This window comes from Micromonospora sp. NPDC005194 (assembly GCF_040608335.1).
In the GTDB taxonomy this organism is placed as follows: domain Bacteria; phylum Actinomycetota; class Actinomycetes; order Mycobacteriales; family Micromonosporaceae; genus Micromonospora.
The window spans coordinates 154,916-174,351 of record NZ_JBEXIA010000005.1; the positions used below are offsets into that span (position 1 = coordinate 154,916).

Below are 19,436 nucleotides of genomic sequence, written 5' to 3' on the forward strand. Positions count from 1 at the left end.
CTTGGCGCGAAGGCGGCCGGCGCGGGTGCGTACGATACGGCTGTGGCACAGGAGGCCTTTTCCCCGATGGCGGGGCCGGTGGACCGGGCCGGCCTCGCGGCCGACGTGGTGCGCCGGATGGCACACCTGACCGCCTCGCTGCGACACCGGCAGGGCACCGCGTTCGCCGAGTTGGGGCTCACCCCGGCCACGGCCCGGGCGTTGCACGAGCTGGACCCGGACCGTCCACTGCCCGCCCGGGATCTCGCCGATCGGCTGGGCTGCGACCGGTCCAACGTGACGGCGCTTGTCGACCGGCTGGAGCAGGCCGGCCTGGTCGAGCGTCGTACCGACCCGACCGACCGCCGGCAGAAGACGCTCGTGGTGACCGAGGACGGCCGGGGCGTGCGGGACCGGGTGACCGAGGTGATGTCCGACTCCCGACTCCTGGCCGGGCTGAGTGACCAGGAGCTGTCCACCCTGCGTGACCTGGTGTGGAAGGTGTCCGACGGCGGCTGTCCGGAGCCGTGCGACCCGGCGTGAGTCGACCCGCGCCGGCCGTGTCCCACTGGGCGAGCATGGCCTGCGTCGGTAATGCTGTCGGACGTGACCACCCCGCAAGATCTCGACGACCGGTTCCGGGAGACGCTGGCGGCGCTGCCCGCCGCGCAGCGGAGGCGTGACCCCGCCGACTCGGTCACCGCCGACGCCCCGCTGACCGGCGCGCAGCTGCTGGACCTGTTCGACGCGCAGGTGACCAGCCGCCAGCTCGACCTCGCCGGTCGTTGGCTGCGCAGTTTCGGGGAGGGTTTCTACACCATCGGCTCGGCCGGGCACGAGGGCAACGCGGCGGTCGCCGCCGCGCTGCGCCCCACCGACCCGGCGTTGCTGCACTACCGCTCCGGGGCGTTCTACTGCGTGCGGGCGGCCCAGGTCGCCGACGCCACGACGCCGACCGACACCGCCGACGCCGAACCAGCCACCGACCGGGAGCCGGCCGCCGACCCGAAGCGGGCAACCGACCAGGAGTCAGCCGCGGAGCCCGAGCCGGCCGGGTCCGCGCCGAGCGTCGGCGGGTTCGCGGCGTACGCCGAGGCGGCCCGGGACGTGCTGCGCGGAATGGTCGCCTCCAGCGAGGAGCCGATCGCCGGTGGCCGGCACAAGGTGTTCGGCCGCGCCGACCTGGCGATCGTGCCGACCACCTCCACCATCGCCTCGCACCTGCCCCGCGCGGTCGGGATGGGGCTGGCCGTGGAGCGGCTGCGCCGGCTGGACACCGTCGGGCGGCGTGCCGGGGCCGGGGTACGGGTCGGCAGCGGGGCCGGCGCGGCGCACGCCCCCTGGCCGCCGGACGCCATCGTGGTCTGCTCGTTCGGCGACGCGTCGGTCAACCACGCCAGCGCCACCGCCGCCTTCAACACCGCCGGCTGGTACGACCACGCCGGACTGCGCATCCCGGTGCTCTTCGTCTGCGAGGACAACGGGCTGGGCATCAGCGTCCGCTCGCCGGAGGGCTGGGTGGAGGCGACGCTGCGCGCCAAACCGGGCATCCACTACTTCAGCGCCGACGGGGCCGACCCGGTACGGGCGTACGAGGCGGCGCAGGAGGCCGCGGCCTGGGTACGCCGGCACCGGCGGCCCGCCGTACTGCACCTGCGCACCGTCCGGCTGATGGGCCACGCCGGGGCGGACGCGGAGTCGGCGTACCGCAGCCCGGCCGAGCTGGCCGAGGACCTTCAGCGGGATCCGGTGGCCGCCACCGCCCGGCTGCTCGTCGACGCCGGTGTGGCGACCGCCGACGAACTGCTGGCCCGGTACGACGAGACCGGCTGGCAGGTCCGCCGGCTGGCCGAGGAGGTGCTGGGCGAGCCGAAGCTGGCCTCCGCCGCCGACGTGGTGTCGGCGCTGGCGCCCCGCCGCCCGGTGCGGGTGGCGCGGGCGGTGGCCGACGCGGCGGCACGGGCCAGCGGGCCGGGCTCGGCGGCGCGGGAGGAGGCGTTCGGGGGCAAACCGCCGGAGCTGGCCGGCCCGCTCACCCTGGCGCAGAGCATCAACGCGGCGCTCGCCGACGGGCTGCTCGACCACCCCCAGATGGCCGTCTTCGGCGAGGACGTGGCCGCCAAGGGTGGCGTGTACGGCGTGACGAAGGGCCTGCGGGACCGGTTCGGCGCGGCCCGGGTCTTCGACACCCTGCTCGACGAGACGTCGGTGCTCGGGCTGGGCCTCGGCGCCGGGCTGGCCGGGATGCTGCCGGTGCCGGAGATCCAGTACCTGGCGTACCTGCACAATGCCGAGGACCAGCTGCGCGGCGAGGCCGCGACCATGCAGTTCTTCTCGCGGGGCGCCTTCCGCAACCCGATGGTCGTGCGGGTGGCCGGGCTGGCGTACCAGGAGGGGTTCGGCGGGCACTTCCACAACGACAACTCGGTGGCCGTACTCCGGGATGTGCCGGGTCTGGTGATCGCGGTGCCGGCGCGGCCGGACGACGCCGCGCCCATGCTGCGGACCTGCCTGGCGAGCGCGGCGGTGGACGGCAGCGTCTGCGTGTTCCTGGAGCCCATCGCGCTCTACCACACCCGCGACCTGTACGCCGAGGGTGACGGGGAGTGGCTGGCCGGCTATCCGGAGCCCGGCTCGTGGGTGGCCGGGCATGTGCCGGTCGGCCGGGCCCGGGTCTACCGGGTCGGCTCGGCCGATGACCTGACCATCATCACCTTCGGTAACGGGGTACGGATGTCACTGCGGGCCGCCGCCGTCCTCGCCGAGGAGGGGGTGGGCACCCGCGTGGTGGATCTGCGCTGGCTGGCGCCCCTGCCGGTGGCCGACATCATCCGGGAGTCCTCGGCGACCGGCCGGGTGCTGGTGGTGGACGAGACACGCCGCTCCGGCGGGGTCGGCGAGGGGGTGATCGCCGCGCTGGTCGACGCCGGATACGTGGGTGCCGCGCGGCGGGTGGCCGGAGTTGACTCTTTTGTACCATTGGGTCCGGCAGCCCGTCATGTTCTGGTCTCCCCGGAAGCCATTACCGACGGTGCCCGTACGCTGCTGGCACGGTAAATTCCGTTCCACCCGGTGCGCCACTTGCGCGCAGAGGCACAACTGTGTGGACTTTGCCTGACGGCGTCGGTCCGACGCCGCGAGCAGGGACGAAATGAGGAGGCACGCGACAGTGAGCGCGACCGCTGGTCAGGCCGCCGACGGGGTACGCAGCCTGGCGGACCGGTTCGGCATCGAACCGGGGATGGTCGTCATGGAGATGGGGTACGACGACGACGTCGACCAGGATCTCCGCGACGCCCTGACCGACCGCTGTGGAGATCTGGTCGACGAGGACACCGACGAGGTGGTCGACGCGGTGCTGGTGTGGTACCGCGACGGCGACGGTGACCTCTTCGAGCTGCTCGTCGACGCCCTCGGCCCGCTGGCCGACAACGGGGTCGTGTGGCTGCTCACCCCGAAGGCGGGGCGCGACGGGCACGTTGAGCCGAGTGAGGTCGCGGAGTCCGCGCCCACCGCCGGCCTCCAGCAGACCTCGACCGTCAACGCCGGCCGGGACTGGAGCGGCGCCCGCCTGGTGCTGCGCCGTGGGGCCAAGGCCAAGAAGTAGCCCGTCATCGCTTTCTCGCGCCCGGCGGTCCGCACCGCCGGGTGTGGCAGGCTGGCGTCGTCCCCCGACTCGACCCCGAGGAGTGCTCATGCCGATCGAGGTTGGCGCCGAGGCGCCGGACTTCGTGCTGAAGGACCAGAACAACCAGGAGGTCCGCCTGTCGGACTTCCGGGGCCGGCGCACCGTGCTGCTGGTCTTCTACCCGCTGGCGTTCACCGGCACCTGCCAGGGCGAGCTGGCCGAGGTGCGGGACAACCTCGACGAGTACGTGAACGACGACGTCCAGGTGCTGACGGTCAGCGTCGACTCGGCCTACAGCCACAAGATCTGGGCCGACCGGGAGGGCTACCAGTTCCCGATGCTTGCCGACTTCTGGCCGCACGGCGCCGTCGCCCAGGCGTACGGGGTCTTCAACGAGGTGGCCGGCTTCGCCAACCGGGGCACCTTCGTCATCGACAAGGCCGGCGTGGTCCGCTTCGCCGAGATGAACGGCCCGGGCGAGGCCCGCGACCAGCAGGGCTGGCGCAAGGCCATCGCCGACGCGACCGCCGGATAGGGGTACGCCGTGCGGCCGGGCCGGCGGCGAGCAGGTAGGCTTGCCAGCCACCGGCCCGCCGCACACGGGCGATCCGGGCGCGTAGCTCAGTGGGAGAGCACCCGCCTTACAAGCGGGGGGTCGCAGGTTCGAAACCTGCCGCGCCCACCCTTAACCAGCAGTAAAAGCCGTCCCGCGGAGAGCAGTTCCGGGGCGGTGACAGCAGTGGGTCCCTGGCGTGATCACTCCCGTGCGCGGCCACGCAACCACCCGAGTGAAGCCAGCGGCCGGACTGCCGACGACTGCCGGCGATGTCGGGCTCCACTTGATGCGTGACGGATTCGTGCCGGATGATCCGTTATATGATCGGCTAGGGCTGACCTACCTGTCGGCCTGTCACCCCCACCGAGGTCAGACGTCGAAGAAGTTGTTGTCTTCCTGGGGGATCGCGGGGCCGCGCCACACGAACCAGCCGTTGCTGTTGGCTGCGATCGGGTGCCGTAGGGCGTTAAGCGGTTCCAGGTGGCGCGGGCGCGACAGTGCGAGGCCGACCATCGTTCGCTGTCCCGGCGGCGCTGGCTCGACCGCGAAGCGTCGACACATGGCGCGTTGTACGGTCGAGACACTGGGGTCCGGCAGGCGACGACGCCAACTGATCATGTCACCCATCATGTGGAGAGTCGAACTGTCGCGGGGTCAACCGGAGTACGACAGGCGACTGCCGGCTGCCTAGTCCCACCACATGCTTGACAGATCCGTCCCAACACGTGCTTGACACTTGGCCTAGAGGATCGATCACAAGCTCGGCGGTGTGCTCGATGCGGCGAACGTTTTCACGGCCTGGAGCAAGCGGTCGAGGAAGTTGGACAGGGCTGGGGCGGCCACGTTGAAGTGCGGGTCGTCTGAGGAGTAGATGCCGGCGAGGACGAGGTCGGGTGGGAGTCGGTAGACGGGCGATCCGGCAGGCGTCGCTAGCGCGTACTGGGTGCCGCCGCCGTCGCTGGCGAATACGACAACGTCGGCGTGGTGGCGGCCGCTTACGTGGCAGAGGTCCCGTGCCTCGTGGGCGTCGGTCACGTGGGAGGCCGTGTGCAGGAAGAACCCGTTACCGATGTCCGGTAGCTCGACGGCACCGACCGCCGCGTACAGGTCGACGAGGACAGCGGGAATGGCGGGACGGGCAGCAGCGATTCGCGCAGCAGCGGTCGTGTCCGGACCACTGACGGCATTCTCCCCAGGCGGGTATCTGTAACGGTCTTCGAAGTCGAGCATCGCAGAGGCGACCGCCTCTCGCAGATCCTCGCGCCAGATCACCAGCTGGCCAGAATCCATGCGTCACCTCCGGTTCGCAACCGACGAGCCGCGGCCGACTTCACATGCTCACAGCCAGCGGTGTCAAGCATGTGGTGGGACGCGACTGTCAAGCATCTCCCGTGACGGGACACAGGCCACTGCCGGCGAAGTGGTTGAAATTTCTGTACGTCTTCAAGGCGGGCCTAGACGGGCCGCACACGCCGCCGCCTGGGCGCGCGTCCGGTCGCTCCGCTGACGCACTCACTCCGACCACGCAGCACGCCCGGCGGCTGGCGCGGAGGGCGGGTAGCCCGGTGAGCCGCCGAATGACGACAGGCCGTTGTCCGGTGGGGTGGTGGGGCCGGCAGCCGGCCGGGCCGCGCGGCAGGGGAGAGCGCACGCCGGGTCCGCGGGCGGTGGGCGGGGTTGCGGTTACTGCGCCTCCGGCGGGGCGCTCCGGCTCCAGGATGGCCGGGGGTCCGTCGGCGGCTTGCGGTCCGTGGGTGGTTGCGGTCACCCCTTGACCTCCGTAGGAGCATCGGGAGGGCAAGCATCGTGTCCTCAAGGGCTTCTCTTAACCAGTAAAATGGGCAGCAATTGCGCCAATCACGGCACCGGCAAGCGCGACTACAGTCGTAGTAGAGACGGTGAAGCGGGTGTCTAGCCGCGCCGCGGTCTGCTCCACAGAAGCGCGAATGTTGCTTACGTCCAAAGATGTAATCAGATTAACCTCTTGCGGATACTCGTGACTAAAAATCAGCCCCGCATTTCCTTTGGATGAGCTTTCGTCGAAGATTAGACGGGCATTATTCCATTCCCTTTTATTTTCTTCGATCGAAACCAATCCAAGCCACACGCCGGCGATGAATCGGGTCGACTCCTTTCTCCACTTCCTGTCACGCCATAAAGACTGCGCTCTTTTGTGCGCCGGAAGCGTTCCGGACAAGGCTCTGTTATATTGCAAGGCGAGAAGATCAGCCGCGCTTGCCCGGGCGTCCTTCTCGGCGACCGAAATTACCCGTCCGTGACTCCGAAGCTTTGTGTAAATATGGCAAATGAAGTAGATATTTGCGAGCAGTGCACGGGTTAAGTTCAAGGGATTATCAGCAGTTGTAACCTTAACCTCAACAAGATGTCTGTCCTGGGTGGAGAACGTTGGCTCAACCCTCTCTGCAACCGGCCGTACTAGCAAGTCGGAGTGCGCGAATGGGTAGCCACAATTGGATCCGCACGATAGCTTTTTGGCCTTCAGCCCGCTATCCTCGGCCGCCTTTTCAAGGATGTCCAACACTACCGTCCCGCCAGGTATCCCGAATGGGCGCGGGGAAGCGTCGTACATCCAAGTGACCAGCGCGGTCACGCCGTCCCATGCAACCCAGTATTCATCCGCGGGGACGGTGGACTCTTTGGCACCCTCAACTTGTAGCCGGCGCGGCACTTGGACATGCAGCGAAATCGCCGGCCGGATGCGGAGTGCGTGGTTGTGGGTGTGTGTTGCCCCTTCGGTTCGCATCCGGGTCCTTGGGTTGGCTGGCCTGGATGGCGGTACAACATAGCGGGCATCCTGCAGTGTCGCCGTCATAGGCGACGGAGCGTCGATCGACTTCACGCGGGCATCTTTTTCAAGGCTCTTGATCAGTTTCGAATAGCTGGCTTCCCTATCGCGATTCGCACCCATCACCAAGATGCATATTCCGACCCGACCCACCATCGTCGGCAAGCTCGTTGCCTGATCCACCAACGCTTCCTCCCACCCGCTCCGCGGTCGACAAGAATACGGGTCACGAGGTCCTACCTGCAGCCCTTGGGGCTGTCGGTCAGCCGACACCGGCAGAAGTTGCACAGCCATGAGCAAGAGGGCTGCTTGTTACCGCCCTCTGCCGAGCACGGAAGCGCGACGCTTCACTCCTCGACTACATGTTTGCGGGCATGGTGCGCGTACGCTATGCCGCTTTTCCCACCGTGCGTGGCAGTGGAGGCAGTGGAGCCAATGACCGGAAGCTGTCCCCGCCGGTGGACGTGCACCCATCAAGATCAGGCCGTCTCCAGGCCGTCAGAGGTCAACCAGCATCGACTACTGGCGACCATCTATGACGCGTCTCGCCCCAGGTCACAGTGGGCCTCGCCCGGTTTGCGCGATAACGCCCGGGCTCACGATCAATACAACGCCACGTTTGGAACGCTTACTCCTGCGGCGGAGGAGTGAGCCAGGCCAGGGGTTGTCCGCTGAGGGCGGCGTCGGCAAGGCGGTGGGCGCTGGCGGTCTTCAAAGCGGCTCGTGAACTGTCGATCCAGCGCTGCACGTTGTCGACGCCTTGGTGACGGTACTCGACGGCTTGGACGAGGCATTCCAGCTTGTCAGCATCACGAGCGACGACCGCCTCCAGTGTCTCGCCAGCTTCATATTCGGCGACCGCGGCGGTGATGACTTCGGCGACGGCCGGTGGGCAGGCGGCGACCTGGTCGGCGGTGACGGCGGTGTTGGGTACGGCGGTGAGATAGCGCTTGGCGATGTGTGGAATGTCGGTGATTCGGGTTTCCTGAGTGTCGTGCAGGGTGCAGAGCATCGACACTCGGGCTGGGTCGGCGCCCTCCATGGCGGCGAGCATCATTCCGATGAGCGTCGTTCGGAAGGAGTGCTCTGCGATGGACTCGGGTTGCTTGACGCCGGCGAACCACCAGCCGGTCCGGGCGGCGCGTTTGAGGACGCCGGCTTCGAAGATGAAGGTCATCGCTCCGGCGGCGTCGTGATCGTCGGTCATCTGCCCGTCCCTGTGCCGGTGTGTCCGTCCGCCCGCAGGCTGTAGACGATTGAGGTTAGTTCCTGCCGTGACTGCGCGGAGATCCGGTCACTGTCCAGGAGCGGGACACTGCGGTCGAGCAGTGCGCGAGTCGCGGTGGGGTTGTCGAGAGCGAGACCGCGTCGTGCGGCCAGCAGAGCCCAGATGTTGTGGATGTTGAGGTCGATGAAGGGGTGCCCTGGATCGAGGCGATTGACCAGGTGCCGAAGGAGGATGGAGCCATGCCAGTCAGCGAGCGCGTCGGGCATGAAGGAGTCGTCACGGTGGCGGTACGGGATCTCGCCCACCCAATAGGCCGAGTAGTTGAGGGTCGCTCGCTCGCAGGCGTCATCGGGGTGTGCGCGAGCGATGAAGTCTCGTAACGGTTCCGGGTCGCCCTGGTTGGCGAGGGACGTGACGACGGAGCGGGCGTCGGGCCACAGCGGTGACCAGGTGCGGAAGGTGGTCGTGCGGTGTGCTCGGGGGGTGGTCTGGGCGAGCCATCCTGCTGCTGACTTGGTGGGGTCCATGCCGGCGAGGAAGCAGGCTTGCCGGTGCAGCAACACGTTCCTGTGCCGTCCGGTAGCGGCGCGTTCGGCAAGTCCGTGAAGGTGAGCGAAGAACGTACGTTGCTCATCAACGTGCAGGGTCGGCCCGGACGCGACTGGACCCCGCCGGGGATGAGCGCTGGATAGCCCTCTGGCGAAGGTCGGTGTCTGCCCGAGGACGGCCCAGAGGATCAAGTCGGTCAGACGGTGGGTGAGTACGGACCAGCCCAGCGGCTGTTCGGCGATGTCGCAGCGACCCACATGCTCGTTGAGGACGGCGGCGAGGATGAGATCCGCCTCGGCGGCGTCGTCAAGTGCTGCGAGCAGGAGTGTGTTCGCGCCGAGCCGTCCGAGTCGGCGTCGGACGGCGATCGCTTGCCCGAGCGGGACCGCGGTGAATGGCCGGCGCCCGGATTCCCAGCTCTGCACGGTCACGCGATCGACGTCCAGGTCGACGGCGAGCTGCTCCTGGGTGAGCGGGATGGACTCCCGGATCAGCTTGAACAGGTAGCCGGTCACCTGGCCACGATGTGGTACTGATCGTCCGCGACCTGTCATCCGTCATCCCTACGTTGACCCGTGGTCGGCGTTCCGCCGTGAAACCGATGCTGCAGCAGCTCATCTGGCCTGCTCACTCGTACTGCGGGTGAGTCCAACCGCCGTCGTCGTGATCGTAGCGTCGCAGTTACCGAACGTTCCAAATCCGGTCCCGTCGTTTCGGGCTCGGCCATGGAGCGCTGCTCGGTGGAGGGGGCCCAGTGATGCGGGACAGGACACCACCATGGCGACGAGTCACTTACGACCAGTACCTGATCGCCGTCGCGATGACCCTGGCACGGCGACACCGCCCGGTTTGGTCGTGGCGGAAGTGGAGCTGGATCTGCCGCTGTGGGACGGAGCTGCCCTGTCGCAGCCGCCATCGCATTCCGATTAACCGGGGGCACTGGCCCGCCGAGGAGGAGCAGTGAGCAACGAGGCCGAGCGGCAAATCCTGGTCGTACCTGTGTTCGGGAAAGACAGCCTATGCACCGGCTGTCGGGCGTGGTGGTCGCGGCTCACGCCGTACCCATGCCGGAGGGTGGACTGGGCGACCAGCCGGCAGCTGCGGTCGATGACGGCGGCGCTGCTCGGAGGCCGCGCATGACCACGCACGGCCCGGTGCTGCCGATCTGGAGCTGCGGCGGCTGCGAGGCGCCCTGGCCCTGCCGCCCACGGCAGCGCGAGCTACGCGCCGAGTTCGACGACGCTCCGATCTCCCTGGCGCTCTACCTAGGTGCCCAGCTGGTGCGGGCCTCCGAGGACCTGACCTGGGTGCCGGCGGATGCGCTGCACAGACGTTTCCTCGGCTGGCTTCGGTGAGCATCCTGCGGCCTGGCGACGAGAAGTTCCACTACAGCGACGGCTCGCACAAGTGGATCCCACCGGACCCGGACTACGACGAGGAGGTCTGGAATGAGCAGATCCGCCAACACAAGCAGGGCCACCTCAGGAACGAGCGCCCGACGGTCCGCATCCAGCGCCTCGTCTGACGGCAGCGAAGTACAGCAACCGGCCAGCCGAACCGAGCACAGAAGCGTGTCAGCAAGCCGTCCGTACGTGCGTCAAGGCCGTCTTGATGTGACGGCGATGTCAGGACTGGGTGCGGGTCCACTGCTGGTTGGTGCCGCTTCCGCAGGTGTACTGGGTGATGTCGGTGCCGTCCGCGGTGCCGCTGCTCACCACGTCCAGGCACTTGCCGCTGTGTCGGGCCCGCAGTTGGTAGTAGTTGCCGGTGGCGACCCACTGCCACTGCTGGTTGGTGCCCCCGCCACAGCTGTACTGGATGACGTTGGCGTTGTTGGCGGTGGAGGCGTCGGCGACGTCGAGGCATTTGCCGCTGTTCTGGTTGACGATCCGGAAGTAGCCGCTACCGGCGTCGCGGAACTCCCACTTCTGGTTCGCACCGCCGTTCCAGGACCACTGTTTGACTTCGGCGTTGTCGGTGACGGCCTGGTCCAGCACGTCGACCACCTTGCCGCTGTTGCGGTTGGTGATGCGGTAGTAGAGCGGCGCCTGCCCGGTGACGGTGCCCGCGGCGGCGTCGATGGTGATGGTGGGATACCAGGTCAGGCTCATGGTCGTGGCCGAAGGGAAGGCGATCGGCAACCACACGTACTGGGAGTCGTTGGCCGGCCCGCCCCAGGCGCCGGCCCAGCGGTCGCCGAGGTAGAGGTAGCTCGTCGACGACGTGCCCTGGATGGGGAGCACGAAGGCCGACTGGGAGCGGAAAGTGGTCGAGTCCCCGACGTTGGTCATGCCGGTCCACGGGCCGGAAATGCTGGACGCCGTGGCGTACCTGGCCTGGTTCGGGCTCCAACCGGTCAGGCCCGAGGTGAGCAGGAAGTACGTGCCACCGCGCTTGAACAGAGCCGGTGCCTCACGGTTGCCGTCGTTCCAGAAGTTGCCGACCAGCGTGGCCACGGAGAGATAGTCGGCGGTGAGGCGATAGATGAGCAGGTCGCGGTTCTCGTCGCCGGCGGAGGCCATGTAGGCGGTACCGCCGTCGTTGTAGAGCGTGATGTCTCGCGACATGTTTCCCAGCGGCCGGAAGCTGCCGTGGTACGTGTAGGTGCCGTCCACGGTGGCCGAGGAGGCGACGGCGGCCCTGGCCTCGCCGTAGTCGCTGCCGTTCTCCTTGTGCATCCACATCACGTACCGGTTGGTGCTGGCGTTGTAGATGACCTTCGGCCGCTCGATGTTGGCCGACTGCAGCTCCGCCGCCGACGACTGGGTCAGCACGTTGTTGCGGAACTCCCAGTCGCGCAGGTTGGTGGAGCGGTAGACGGAGACGGCCCGGAACGTGTTGTTGGCGTTGCGGTTCTCACCGAACCAGTAGTAGTAGTCGCCGACCTTGAGCACCCCACCGCCGTGCGCGTGCAGCAGGTTGCCGGCGGTGTCGGTGAACTGTGTGCCGTTGGAGATCGTGACCGGCGCGGCCTGGGCCGGGGCTGCGGCCATGGTGGTTACCGCCACGATCGCCGTTCCGACCAGGGTGAGCGCCGCCATCAGGGATGCAAGCCGTCTGTTGCGTCTCACTACGTTCGTCCTTCCGTGGGCGGGCGGCGACCCGCCGCCGACTGCGGACGACGGCGCCACCGTCCGAACCAATCCATTCATGAATGTACATCTGTTGTCGTCGACGACCTCATCCGCCGGCTGGTGCCGTTGTGGGAGCCAGTGAGTCCCACCGGGGTCAGGCGCGATCCGCGACCATCACCCGACTGTGGGCGAGTGACGCACGGCGGATCGGCAGGGCGAGTGCCCGCGCCGTGTCGAGCAGGTCGTGGTCGCCGGTGACGGTGAAGCCGTGTCGGGCGAGCAGGGCGGCCATGGCGGCGGGCGTCCAGGTCGAGCGCCACGGCTCGGTAGCCCAGACACTCCGCCGGCCGGTGGACGCCATCAGCAGCCGTGCGACGAGCCGGCCCAGCGTCAGGGATTTCCCGGGGAGCTGGAAGTTGACGATGAGGCGGCTCGTCGGCGCAGAGCACGCGGCGATCGCGGCAACCGTCGTGGACACCTCGGCAGCCGTCAGGTACGGCACGACCCCCTCCCAGATCCACGTCGTCGGCTCGCCGGGGCGATGCCCGGCGGCTGCCAACGCCTCGGCGAGGCGGTCGCGGCCGAAGTCCACCGGCACGAACGTCGGTGAAGTGCCGGGCAGGCCCTCGGCGCGTTCGCGTTTGTCCCGCTGGCTGCTCGGCTGGTCGACCTCGAAGACCGTCTTGTCGGCGAGTTCCGGCATCCGCCAGGCGCGACCGTCCAGCCCTGCCCCCAGGATCACCACCTGCGTGCTGTGGTGGTCGCGTACGGCGTCGTCGATCGCCACCGTGCGGGGCACCATCATCTCGGCGCAGGCCCGTACGGTCTCGTAGTCGACCCGTTGCCGCCACGGCTTGGGCGCGGAAGCGGCGCGTACCCAGTCGACGGCCTCCCGTTCGTCGGCGCGGAGCAGGCGCATGGCCGTCGGGTCCGCGAAACGGCCGGGAGCGATCAGGCCGTCCGCCGCCGCGCGGCCCTGGCAGACGAGCACCGCCGTACGGCTCGCGGATGGCGTCGTCGGCATAGCTCGCGCTCCTGTCCGTGTCGCGGCATGGGCTCTGGGTGCCGACGCTACCGTCGCGCGAAGCCGGTCGGCCCGTTGGTCTCGGTCTCCACGACCGTCACTTGACCGCACCGGATAGCCTTCGCGGCTATGGGCGCGATCAAACCGTGGCACCTCGCGGTCCTCAGCATCTGTTGTCTGCTGCCGACGGTGGTGGCGATCGCCGGTGGAGTCTGGGCCGTACGCCGCAACCGCACCCGGCGCTGAGTCGAGGCGACACGCATGACCAACGCGGACGAGCACGGTCATCCCGAGCCGCCCGTCGCGGGCGACGAGACCGCCACACTGCTGGGCTCCCTGGACCGCCAGCGCGCCACCCTGGCCTGGAAGACCGGCGGGCTCGACGCGGCCGGCCTGCGGGCGACGCTCGGCCCGTCGTCGATCACCCTGGGTGGGCTGCTCAAGCACCTGGCGCTGGTCGAGGACCTCTACTTCTCGCTCAAGCTGGCCGGACGTTCACCCGGGCCACCGTGGGACACCGTCGACTGGGACGCCAACCCCGGCTGGGAGTGGCGCTCGGCCGCCGAGGACACCCCCGAGCAGCTCTACACGCTGTGGCGGGAGGCCGTGGCGCGCTCCCGGGCCACGGTCACCGAGTTGCTGGCCGACGGCGGCCCGGAGCAGTTGGCCCGGGGCGAGTGGCCCGACGGTCGGGTGCCGAGCCTGCGCCGGGTCCTGGTCGACCTCATCGAGGAGTACGCGCGGCACGTCGGGCACGCCGACCTGATCCGGGAGTCGGTGGACGGGCTCACCGGCGAGGACCCGCCCCGCTGAACGTGGCCCACTGCGACAGGGCCGCGGGGCACCGCCAGAATGGGCGCGTGCAGGACACCGTCGCCGTCGCGCTGATCACCTCACTGTCCACGTTGGCCGCCGCGGCCCTGACCGGGCTGGTCGGCGCGTTCAGCACCCGCCGGCAACTCGCCCACCAGCTCACCGTCGCCGGGCAGGAGAGCGCCGACCGATGGGCGACCCGGCGTGACGAGCTGCGGCGCGACGCGTACGTCGGGTTCCTCAGCGCCTGCGACGCGGCGTACCGGCGGCTGGACCGCCGGTGGGTCGAGCCGGGCGTGGACAGGGCCACGCCCGGCTACGACGAGACGTACGCGGCGATGCGCGCCGTGGACGAGGCGTACAACCTGGTGTTGTTGGAAGGCCCGGCGGACGTCGCGGCGGCGGGCCGGTCGGTGCTGGCCAGCCTCACGACGGAGTACGCCGAGCAGCGCCGCCTCGCCGACGAGCCGGGCGACGCGGCAGTGCCGCTTCGCGACCGGCACCGGGAGCGCTGGCTCGCGGCCATCGAGGTACGGACCAACCGGCGCGTCGCGTTCGTCGACGTCGTGCGTTCCGTGTTGGGCCGGGAGGAGTGACGCAGCTGGGTGGGGTATCTCAGCTGGTGAAACCCCCGTCGACGTTGACCACCGCCCCGGTCACGTAGCCCGCCTCGGGGCTGGCCAGGTGCGCGACGGTCGCCGCGATGTCGGCGGGTCATGCAAACGATCATGTCGACGGCTCGTCTTCGAGTCTGGCGGCCATCGGACCACTCGTTCCCAGCGCCGGGTCCGTTTCCCGCCGCCGGCCAGGGACGCCCTATCCTCGTGACGGAGCGTACGGGGGGGCATGATCGTGGAGCTGGCAGACGTCGACGCGGTGCTGTTCGACATGGACGGCACCCTGGTCGACTCCGACGCCGCCGTCGAGCGGGCCTGGGAGCGCTGGGCGTCCGAGTACGCCGTCGAGCCGGCGGCGGCGCTCGCGATCGCGCACGGCAGGCCCGCCGATCAGACGATCCGCCGGCTCCTTCCCTCGCTCGATGACGCGGCGGTCGCCGTGGCGGCGGCACGGCAGTTGGCGTTGCAGTACGACGACCTGTCCGACGTGACCGCCACCCCGGGCGCCCTCGAGCTGCTGTCGACGTTGGCCCGGTTGGGGTTGCCCTGGGCGGTGGTGACCAGCGCCGACGTCCGGCTGGCCGAGGCCCGGCTCGGTGCCGCCGGCATCACCGCGCCCGTGCTGGTCACCGTCGAGGACGTACGCGCGGGCAAGCCGGCCCCGGAGGGCTACCTGCGGGCCGCCGCGCTGCTCGACGTGGCACCGGCGCGCTGCCTGGTCGTCGAGGACGCCGAGGTCGGGTTGCAGGCCGGGCGCGCGGCCGGCGCGATGACCGCTGCGCTCAAGGGACTCGACGGCGACCTGCGGCTGGTCGACCTGACGCAGCTGGCGTACGGGTTCACCGCGGCGCCCACGGCACGCTGACCCCAGCACCGCAGTACGGCACCCGGCAGCGCAACAGCGCCAACGGGCCGCATCAGGCGAGCCGCTCGGCCAGCCAGGGGAGCAGGGCGTCGGCCTGCGCCTGCTGGAACGCCCGTACTGTGGGGATGCCGGGCGGCGGCGGACGGCGGGCGCTGTCGGCGAAGAAGCCGGCCAGTCCGGCGTACACCCCGGTGAGCGCGGCCGGGTCGACACCGGCGGTGAGCGGCAGCCGGCGCAGCATCGCCTCCGTGTCGTGCCCGCCGTAGAGCCGGACGTTCACCAGCAGCAACGCGGTGTCCAGCCAGGCCGGCCCCCGGCAGGCCCACGGCCAGTCGACGACTGTCACCGTCCCGGCCGCGTCGAGCAGCAGGTTGTCGGCCCGCACGTCCAGGTGGCAGAGCGTGTCCCCGGTCAGCGCGGCGACGCCCTCGTCGGCGGCGTGCCGCAGGTCATCCAGGTGGGCCCGAACCCACGGATCGAGTCGTGGCGGCGGGTCGGCGGCGATCCGGTGCCAGCCGGCGAAGTCCCCGGCCAGCAGCTCGGCGGCGGCCGGCACGTGCGCGACGGGGTTCGGGGTGAGCGCGCCGGCCATCGCCTCCAGGGCGCCCAGCACGCGGGTCAGCTCGTCCGCCCGCCACGGGGTTGTCGGGTGCCGTCCGTCCACGTCGGAGAAGACCAGTGCCACCCACTCGCCGTCGTCGTGGCAGCCCAGCAGGCGGGGCGTCGGCGCCGTCGGCGGTAGCGCGCCGGCGGTACGGGCCTCGGCGCGGTGCATGACCGGGCTGTCCGGGTTCTGAGCCGGGCTGACCGCCTTCACGAAAGCCCGCCGGCCGGTCGCGGTGCGGACCCGGTCGGCGGTGCCCGGCGAAAAGCCACCCGACTGGGACACCGCCTCGACCACCCGATCACCGATGATGCCCTCCACCGCGGATCGGACTGCCGCCGGCAGATCACCCCAGCCGATCCGCGTCGCTGTCCCCTGCATCCCGCCACGGTGCGCCCGCCCCGCCCCGATGAACAACCCATTTCCCGGGCTCGATGATCATGTGGTTGCCGGGCCTCTTTGGGAAATCGGCCGGGTCGCGGCCCCGTCGCGGGTATCACGGTGGCGGCGTCTGCGTGGTTCTGCGGCACCCGGCCCGACGCGGGCCTGGATTCAGAACATCGAGGTACATCCGGCGCACTGGGGGCGTGGCCACGCGCGGCGAATGATCCAGCTCATCGAGGCCGAACTGGTCGGACTCGGGGTGCCCGAGCTGGGGTTGAACGTCTTCGGAACGAACACCGTGGCGATCGGGCTCTACCGGAGCCTGGGCTTCGAGGTCACCGCGCAGCAGATGGCCAAGCGCATCGATCCGGCGGGCTGAGCCACCCCGGCCCCGGTTCAGGACTGTTCGCCCGACCAGCGGGAAACCGCTGCGGACCGCACCCGGGGAGGAGCGACGGATGACGCATGGCGCCGGACTGACCATCGGTGTGCTCGGCTCGTACGGTGGCCGGAACCTCGGCGATGAGGCGATCCTCACCGGTCTCCTCATCGATCTACGCATGCAGGAACCGAACGCCCGGATCATCGTCTTCTCCCGCAACCCGGAACACACCCGTGCCGCCCACCCGGACGTCGAGGCGGTGCCCTGGGAAGGCGTCAGCCGTACCGACTCGGCGTTGGTGCTGGCTCAACTCGACCTGCTCATCCTCGGTGGCGGCGGGATCCTCTACGACCGGGAGGCCCGCCGCTACCTGCGGGTCGTGCGGGTCGCCCAGGAACGGGGCCTGCCCCTCCTCACGTACGCGGTGGGGGTCGGGCCGCTCAGCGACGCGGTCGACACCGGCATGGTCCGGGAGACGCTCGCCAGCGCGACCCAGGTGACCGTCCGCGACCAGGAGTCCCGGATGGTCCTGGAAGAGGCGGGGCTGCTCAACCCGATTACGGTCACCGCCGACCCGGCGTTTCTGTTGCAGCCGGCCGACTTTCCGGTGCACCTGCTCAGCGAGGAGGGGGTGCCGGCCGGTAAGAGGCTGGTCGGGATCAGCGTGCGGGAGCCGGGACGGGCCGCCGAACGCCTCGACGTCGACGGTTACCACCGGCTGCTGGCCCAGATCGGTGACTTCCTGGTGCACCGCATCGACGCGTACGTGCTGTTCGTGCCGATGGAACGCGACGACATCCGGCACTCGCACGGGGTGTTGTCGCACATGGTCGCCGCCGAGCGGGGGCGGATCCTGCACGGCACCTACTCACCGGAGCAGGTGCTCGGGCTGATGCGCCACTTCGACCTGGCCGTCGGCATGCGTCTGCACTTCCTGATCTTCGCGGCGATGGTGGGCACGCCGTTCCTGCCGCTGCCGTACGCCGGCAAGGTCTTCGACCTGGCCCAGCGGCTCGGTGTGCCGGCGCTGCGGGGCGTGGAGCGGGAGGTGGAGGGGCCGCTGCTGGCCGAGGTCGACCGGCTCTGGGACGAACGCGAGGAACGCGCCGCAGCCACGGCCCGTCGGGTCGCGGAGGTCTGCGAGCAGGCGCGGGGCACCTCGGAGGTCACCCGTGGCGTGCTGGACAGACTGCGCGCTCAGGCCCTCACCCGAGTCTGACCCGCGTCACACCGCCGGACCGGTCCACCGGTAGCGCCACTCGCGGCCTTCCTCGCGGGCGGACTCCAACTCGTAGATCTGCGCCTCCGCCAGCCCACCGGACCCGATGTGGTGGTGGGTGAGCGGCGGCCGGCCGTTGGTGTCCAGTTCGACGGTCACGGTCTGCCCGTCCGCCGCGCCGCCGACGAGGAGGATCTGCACGGATGAAGCCATGCGCCCATCCTGCCCGTCACGAGGGCGCCTCGCAGCGGGATACGGGGCAGCGCGAGGGGCCCGACGTGGTTACGGTCGGCGGATGACGGAGCAGACCATCGATCCGACGCTCGGCCCGGTGCTCGCCCGCGTCGGCGACGAGCGCGCCGTGCTGGACTCGTTCCTCGACTTCCACCGTGGCGTGGTGCTGCGCAAGCTGCGCGGCCTGTCCGACACCGAGGCGGCCCGCCGGCTGGTGCCCTCCGCGACCACGCTCGCCGGGCTGGTCAAGCACCTGACGCTTGTCGAGCGGAACTGGTTTCCGGTGCTGCTGGCACCCGAGCCGGGCGACGTCTACCTGAACTCGGAAGAGGACGCGATCGCGAGCTTCACCCTCGATGAGCACGACACGGTCGACGGGCTCGTCGAGGCGTACGAGCAAGCCTGCGCCCGGTCCCGGGCGGTCGCCGCGCGTTTCGACCTCGACCACGTGGTGCCGCATCCGCAGCTCGGTGAGGTGTCGGTGCGCTGGATCCTGGTCCACCTGATCGAGGAGACTGCCCGGCACGCCGGCCACGCCGACATCCTGCGCGAACTGACCGACGGGTCGACCGGCGCGCTCTGAGCCCGGCCGCCCGTCGTCATCCGGCGGGTAACAGGCCCGGCGGATACTCCATGCCGTCGTGGGCGCAGGCCGCCGCGGCGACCCGTGCCGCGTACCGGGCCGCCTCGGGCAGGGGCTCGCCCCGCAGCCGCCCGGCGATCAGCCCGGCCGCGAACGCGTCGCCGGCCCCGTTGCTGTCCACCACCGGCCCCGGCGCGGCGGCGGGCGGCACCGGCACCCGCGTGCCGTCGCCCGGGTACAGCTCCGCGCCGTCCGCGCCCCGGGTCACCACCACGGTCCGGGGCGCCAGCGTGCCGGCGAGGGCCGCGGCCCGCTCGCCCAGCCGCACCCCGCTGACCAGGACCAGGTCGGCGACCTCGGCGAACGGCCGGTGGTAGGGGTTCGTGCCGTCCCAGTCGTGCAGGTCGGTGGAGAGCGACACGCCCGCCGGGAGCGCGGCCCGCACGGCGGGCAGCAACGGCACCACCCAGTCCATGATCGAAAGGTGTACGTGCCGGGCGTCCGCGACCAGCTCGGCCACCTCCGCGGGCGAGAACGGCGGGTCGCCCCGCCACGGGCGCGGGTCGTACAGCGAGGTGCGTCGGCCGCCCGGGTCCACCAGGTTCACCGACCGTCGGGTCCCGCCGCTGTCCTGCGCCAGCACCGCCGGCACCGCGGCCCGGGTCAGCGCCGCCCGGATCAGATCGCCGGCCGGGTCGGCGCCGAGCGTGTCGACCACCCGTACCCGCAGCCCGAGCGCCCGGCCGGCCAGCGCCACCCCGGCGCCGGTGTTGCCGATCCGCAGCTCGATCGGTTCGACGGTGTGCGAGTCGGCGGCCGGCAGCGGCAGCGCGGGCACCCGAACCCGCACATCCACCCCGAGCCCGCCGACAACCAGGAGATCGACCATGG

Annotated in this window: 23 protein-coding genes and 1 tRNA gene; 13 read left to right on the plus strand and 11 right to left on the minus strand. The window is 70.1% G+C overall.

What is annotated here, in order from left to right:
• Positions 1-66: 66 nt before the first annotated feature.
• The 5 genes from ABZU53_RS06260 (at position 67) to ABZU53_RS06280 (ending at position 4,289) form a co-directional block, all read left to right on the plus strand.
• Positions 67-522: a MarR family transcriptional regulator gene (locus tag ABZU53_RS06260; protein WP_355064348.1), complete on the plus strand. Its 456-nt coding sequence runs from the start codon at positions 67-69 to the stop codon at positions 520-522.
• Between the two features lie 51 nt (positions 523-573).
• The gene (locus ABZU53_RS06265; RefSeq protein ID WP_355064231.1) at positions 574-3,036 is read left to right on the plus strand and encodes a thiamine pyrophosphate-dependent enzyme; all 2,463 of its coding nucleotides are present in this window, start codon (positions 574-576) and stop codon (positions 3,034-3,036) included.
• A gap of 112 nt (positions 3,037-3,148) precedes the next feature.
• Positions 3,149-3,586: a DUF3052 domain-containing protein gene (locus tag ABZU53_RS06270; RefSeq protein ID WP_007463483.1), complete on the plus strand. Its 438-nt coding sequence runs from the start codon at positions 3,149-3,151 to the stop codon at positions 3,584-3,586.
• A gap of 88 nt (positions 3,587-3,674) precedes the next feature.
• Entirely contained in the window at positions 3,675-4,142 is a 468-nt protein-coding gene (locus ABZU53_RS06275; RefSeq protein WP_354856558.1) for a peroxiredoxin, read from the plus strand.
• A gap of 75 nt (positions 4,143-4,217) precedes the next feature.
• Positions 4,218-4,289: transfer RNA gene (locus ABZU53_RS06280), tRNA-Val, on the plus strand.
• 243 nt (positions 4,290-4,532) lie between these two features.
• Here ABZU53_RS06280 and ABZU53_RS06285 read toward each other — a convergent pair.
• From ABZU53_RS06285 to ABZU53_RS06305, 5 genes are all read right to left on the minus strand, one after another.
• Positions 4,533-4,790: a hypothetical protein gene (locus ABZU53_RS06285; RefSeq protein WP_355064233.1), complete on the minus strand. Its 258-nt coding sequence runs from the start codon at positions 4,788-4,790 to the stop codon at positions 4,533-4,535.
• A 126-nt stretch (positions 4,791-4,916) separates the two neighbouring features.
• A complete protein-coding gene (locus ABZU53_RS06290) occupies positions 4,917-5,453 on the minus strand; it encodes a hypothetical protein (RefSeq protein WP_355064235.1) in 537 nt (178 codons plus the stop codon).
• Between the two features lie 535 nt (positions 5,454-5,988).
• Complete coding sequence (locus ABZU53_RS06295) at positions 5,989-7,152, minus strand: hypothetical protein (RefSeq protein ID WP_355064237.1); 1,164 nt, start codon at positions 7,150-7,152, stop codon at positions 5,989-5,991.
• A gap of 445 nt (positions 7,153-7,597) precedes the next feature.
• Positions 7,598-8,176, minus strand: coding sequence for an HD domain-containing protein (locus ABZU53_RS06300; protein ID WP_355064239.1), 579 nt, complete (start codon positions 8,174-8,176; stop codon positions 7,598-7,600).
• Positions 8,173-9,300, minus strand: a complete 1,128-nt coding sequence (locus ABZU53_RS06305; protein ID WP_355064241.1) for a helix-turn-helix transcriptional regulator — start codon at positions 9,298-9,300, stop codon at positions 8,173-8,175. The genes ABZU53_RS06300 and ABZU53_RS06305 overlap by 4 nt, the downstream gene beginning before the upstream one ends.
• A gap of 582 nt (positions 9,301-9,882) precedes the next feature.
• On the opposite strand from ABZU53_RS06305, the gene ABZU53_RS06310 reads away from it, so the two are divergent.
• The gene (locus ABZU53_RS06310) at positions 9,883-10,101 is read left to right on the plus strand and encodes a hypothetical protein (protein ID WP_355064243.1); all 219 of its coding nucleotides are present in this window, start codon (positions 9,883-9,885) and stop codon (positions 10,099-10,101) included.
• A complete protein-coding gene (locus ABZU53_RS06315; protein ID WP_355064244.1) occupies positions 10,098-10,271 on the plus strand; it encodes a hypothetical protein in 174 nt (57 codons plus the stop codon). Before ABZU53_RS06310 ends, ABZU53_RS06315 begins: the two co-directional genes overlap by 4 nt.
• 100 nt (positions 10,272-10,371) lie before the next feature.
• Here ABZU53_RS06315 and ABZU53_RS06320 read toward each other — a convergent pair whose 3' ends face one another.
• Positions 10,372-11,817, minus strand: a complete 1,446-nt coding sequence (locus ABZU53_RS06320) for an RICIN domain-containing protein (RefSeq protein ID WP_355064246.1) — start codon at positions 11,815-11,817, stop codon at positions 10,372-10,374.
• A 157-nt stretch (positions 11,818-11,974) separates the two neighbouring features.
• Positions 11,975-12,844: a class I SAM-dependent methyltransferase gene (locus tag ABZU53_RS06325; RefSeq protein WP_355064248.1), complete on the minus strand. Its 870-nt coding sequence runs from the start codon at positions 12,842-12,844 to the stop codon at positions 11,975-11,977.
• A 261-nt stretch (positions 12,845-13,105) separates the two neighbouring features.
• Here ABZU53_RS06325 and ABZU53_RS06330 point away from each other — a divergent pair, with 261 nt between their 5' ends.
• Positions 13,106-13,657, plus strand: coding sequence for a DinB family protein (locus tag ABZU53_RS06330; protein ID WP_354856567.1), 552 nt, complete (start codon positions 13,106-13,108; stop codon positions 13,655-13,657).
• A gap of 47 nt (positions 13,658-13,704) precedes the next feature.
• Positions 13,705-14,253: a hypothetical protein gene (locus ABZU53_RS06335; protein WP_355064250.1), complete on the plus strand. Its 549-nt coding sequence runs from the start codon at positions 13,705-13,707 to the stop codon at positions 14,251-14,253.
• A gap of 19 nt (positions 14,254-14,272) precedes the next feature.
• Here ABZU53_RS06335 and ABZU53_RS06340 read toward each other — a convergent pair whose 3' ends face one another.
• A complete protein-coding gene (locus ABZU53_RS06340; protein WP_354856680.1) occupies positions 14,273-14,362 on the minus strand; it encodes an SDR family oxidoreductase in 90 nt (29 codons plus the stop codon).
• Positions 14,363-14,503: 141 nt separating this feature from the next.
• Here ABZU53_RS06340 and ABZU53_RS06345 point away from each other — a divergent pair, with 141 nt between their 5' ends.
• A complete protein-coding gene (locus tag ABZU53_RS06345; protein ID WP_355064252.1) occupies positions 14,504-15,139 on the plus strand; it encodes an HAD-IA family hydrolase in 636 nt (211 codons plus the stop codon).
• 52 nt (positions 15,140-15,191) lie between these two features.
• On the opposite strand, the gene ABZU53_RS06350 is transcribed toward ABZU53_RS06345, so the two are convergent.
• Positions 15,192-16,124: a phosphotransferase gene (locus ABZU53_RS06350; protein WP_355064254.1), complete on the minus strand. Its 933-nt coding sequence runs from the start codon at positions 16,122-16,124 to the stop codon at positions 15,192-15,194.
• A 28-nt stretch (positions 16,125-16,152) separates the two neighbouring features.
• Here ABZU53_RS06350 and ABZU53_RS06355 point away from each other — a divergent pair, with 28 nt between their 5' ends.
• Together ABZU53_RS06355 and ABZU53_RS06360 are read left to right on the plus strand one after the other, a co-directional pair.
• A complete protein-coding gene (locus ABZU53_RS06355) occupies positions 16,153-16,506 on the plus strand; it encodes an N-acetyltransferase (protein WP_355064256.1) in 354 nt (117 codons plus the stop codon).
• A gap of 79 nt (positions 16,507-16,585) precedes the next feature.
• Positions 16,586-17,728: a polysaccharide pyruvyl transferase family protein gene (locus ABZU53_RS06360; RefSeq protein WP_355064258.1), complete on the plus strand. Its 1,143-nt coding sequence runs from the start codon at positions 16,586-16,588 to the stop codon at positions 17,726-17,728.
• A 6-nt stretch (positions 17,729-17,734) separates the two neighbouring features.
• On the opposite strand, the gene ABZU53_RS06365 is transcribed toward ABZU53_RS06360, so the two are convergent.
• Positions 17,735-17,941, minus strand: coding sequence for a hypothetical protein (locus ABZU53_RS06365; protein ID WP_354856579.1), 207 nt, complete (start codon positions 17,939-17,941; stop codon positions 17,735-17,737).
• An 82-nt stretch (positions 17,942-18,023) separates the two neighbouring features.
• Here ABZU53_RS06365 and ABZU53_RS06370 point away from each other — a divergent pair, with 82 nt between their 5' ends.
• On the plus strand, positions 18,024-18,545 hold the full coding sequence (locus tag ABZU53_RS06370) for a DinB family protein (protein ID WP_355064259.1): 522 nt from the start codon (positions 18,024-18,026) through the stop codon (positions 18,543-18,545).
• Between the two features lie 16 nt (positions 18,546-18,561).
• On the opposite strand, the gene ABZU53_RS06375 is transcribed toward ABZU53_RS06370, so the two are convergent.
• Positions 18,562-19,434: a PfkB family carbohydrate kinase gene (locus ABZU53_RS06375; RefSeq protein ID WP_355064260.1), complete on the minus strand. Its 873-nt coding sequence runs from the start codon at positions 19,432-19,434 to the stop codon at positions 18,562-18,564.
• Positions 19,435-19,436: the final 2 nt, after the last annotated feature.

Bases quoted from the DNA above. Each gene is read 5' to 3' on its own strand.
- ABZU53_RS06260 (WP_355064348.1), top strand. From the start codon at position 67: ATGGCGGGGCCGGTGGACCGGGCCGGCCTCGCGGCCGACGTGGTGCGC.
- ABZU53_RS06265 (WP_355064231.1), top strand. From the start codon at position 574: ATGCTGTCGGACGTGACCACCCCGCAAGATCTCGACGACCGGTTCCGG.
- ABZU53_RS06275 (WP_354856558.1), top strand. From the start codon at position 3,675: ATGCCGATCGAGGTTGGCGCCGAGGCGCCGGACTTCGTGCTGAAGGAC.
- ABZU53_RS06285 (WP_355064233.1), bottom strand. From the start codon at position 4,790: ATGGGTGACATGATCAGTTGGCGTCGTCGCCTGCCGGACCCCAGTGTC.
- ABZU53_RS06290 (WP_355064235.1), bottom strand. From the start codon at position 5,453: ATGGATTCTGGCCAGCTGGTGATCTGGCGCGAGGATCTGCGAGAGGCG.
- ABZU53_RS06300 (WP_355064239.1), bottom strand. From the start codon at position 8,176: ATGACCGACGATCACGACGCCGCCGGAGCGATGACCTTCATCTTCGAA.
- ABZU53_RS06305 (WP_355064241.1), bottom strand. From the start codon at position 9,300: ATGACAGGTCGCGGACGATCAGTACCACATCGTGGCCAGGTGACCGGC.
- ABZU53_RS06310 (WP_355064243.1), top strand. From the start codon at position 9,883: ATGACCACGCACGGCCCGGTGCTGCCGATCTGGAGCTGCGGCGGCTGC.
- ABZU53_RS06325 (WP_355064248.1), bottom strand. From the start codon at position 12,844: ATGCCGACGACGCCATCCGCGAGCCGTACGGCGGTGCTCGTCTGCCAG.
- ABZU53_RS06330 (WP_354856567.1), top strand. From the start codon at position 13,106: ATGACCAACGCGGACGAGCACGGTCATCCCGAGCCGCCCGTCGCGGGC.
- ABZU53_RS06345 (WP_355064252.1), top strand. From the start codon at position 14,504: ATGATCGTGGAGCTGGCAGACGTCGACGCGGTGCTGTTCGACATGGAC.
- ABZU53_RS06350 (WP_355064254.1), bottom strand. From the start codon at position 16,124: ATGCAGGGGACAGCGACGCGGATCGGCTGGGGTGATCTGCCGGCGGCA.
- ABZU53_RS06355 (WP_355064256.1), top strand. From the start codon at position 16,153: ATGAACAACCCATTTCCCGGGCTCGATGATCATGTGGTTGCCGGGCCT.
- ABZU53_RS06360 (WP_355064258.1), top strand. From the start codon at position 16,586: ATGACGCATGGCGCCGGACTGACCATCGGTGTGCTCGGCTCGTACGGT.
- ABZU53_RS06365 (WP_354856579.1), bottom strand. From the start codon at position 17,941: ATGGCTTCATCCGTGCAGATCCTCCTCGTCGGCGGCGCGGCGGACGGG.
- ABZU53_RS06370 (WP_355064259.1), top strand. From the start codon at position 18,024: ATGACGGAGCAGACCATCGATCCGACGCTCGGCCCGGTGCTCGCCCGC.
- ABZU53_RS06375 (WP_355064260.1), bottom strand. From the start codon at position 19,434: ATGGTCGATCTCCTGGTTGTCGGCGGGCTCGGGGTGGATGTGCGGGTT.